Origin of the sequence: Amycolatopsis sp. NPDC026612, from assembly GCF_040638285.1 — a bacterium.
Classification (GTDB): Bacteria; Actinomycetota; Actinomycetes; order Mycobacteriales; family Pseudonocardiaceae; genus Amycolatopsis.
Genome location: NZ_JBEZYB010000182.1, coordinates 1 through 1246, shown reverse-complemented (window position 1 = coordinate 1246; position 1246 = coordinate 1). Strand labels below are relative to the sequence as shown.

Genomic DNA, 1246 nt, shown 5'->3' with positions numbered 1-1246 from the left:
TGCGGTCCCCGCAGCACCGCTACGGCGACGCCTTCTCCGACGCGGTCGACCTCGCCCTCAACTCCCCAGACCTGCCCATGCAAGCCGGCGAACGCACCCACGTGCTGGTCGCCGTGTCCCTGGAAGACCTGAAGGCGGGTGTCGGCCGCGCGACCTTGGGTGATACCGGCTCGATGTCGGCGGCCGAAGCTCGGGTGCATGCTTGTGACAGCATGATTATCCCGGCGGTGCTGGGTGAGAAGAGCGAGCCGCTGAATCTCGGCCGTCTCCGCCGTCTGATTTCCGCGGGTTTGCGCCGTGCCCTGTTCTTACGGGACCGTGGGTGTGCGTTCCCGGGTTGCCACCGCCCACCCCGGCATTGCCAGGGTCACCACGTTCGACACTGGGCCGACGGTGGTCCCACCGATCTGAACAATCTGGTGTTGCTGTGCGCTCACCACCATCGGTTGTTGCACCGCTCCGGCTGGGAAGTCCGCATCGCCGCCGACGGCTTACCGGAGTTCCTGCCGCCGCTGTTTCTGGACCGGCGCCGAAAACCTCGGCGCAACAACATCCACGAACCACTGCCATTCGCCGCCTGAGATAGGGGAAAGGCCCGCAGTCCAACGGCTGCGGGCCCACCACCGACGCTACCGAGAAAGCCTCACTCCGCCACCTCGGCCAGCAGCTGCGCAAAGGGAACGAAGCCCGGCTCTTCAGCCACCGCAGGCCGCCCGGCCACCGACGAAGCCAACTCGCCGCCTGCCTTCTCGATCCGCCGCTGCAAAGCCCCCGAAGCCTCACCACTGCCCCAGTCGGACGAAGCCGCGTACACGCCCGTAGCCACCGGATCCGCCTTCAAATAACCGAACAACGGCCGCAGCTGGTAGTCGAGCACCAGCGAGTGCCGTTCCGTCCCGCCCGTTGCCGCGAGCAGCACCGGCTTGCCCGCCAGTGAATCCGCGTCCAGCACGTCGAAGAACGACTTGAACAGGCCGCTGTATCCCGCCGTGAAGACCGGCGTCACCGCGATCAGTGCGTCGGCGCCGGTCACCGTCTCGATCGCCGTCCGCAGTGCCGGGCTCGGGAAGCCCGTCAGCAGGTTCTTCGTGATGTCGAGGGCGATGTCGCGCAGCTCCACCACGGAAACCTCGGCCGGCGAGCCGGGGGGGGGGGCGGGGGGGGGGGGGGGGGGGGGGGCCCCCCCGGGGGGGGGCGGGGGCGGCCCCCCACCCCCCCCCACCCCCGCGCGGTTGATACACCAGAC

At 69.2% G+C, this 1246-nt stretch carries 1 protein-coding gene and 1 pseudogene; one reads left to right on the top strand and one right to left on the bottom strand.

The genetic code is table 11. The annotated features are described in order from the left end of the window. On the top strand, positions 1-581 hold a 581-nt coding region (locus AB0F15_RS45050; protein WP_360284095.1), incomplete at its 5' end, for a DUF222 domain-containing protein. Positions 582-643: 62 nt separating this feature from the next. Here the strand turns inward: AB0F15_RS45050 and AB0F15_RS45045 are convergent. Further along, positions 644-1132 (bottom strand): annotated as a pseudogene (locus tag AB0F15_RS45045) (CE1759 family FMN reductase); the annotation flags it as partial. Between the last annotated feature and the right edge of the window lie 114 nt (positions 1133-1246).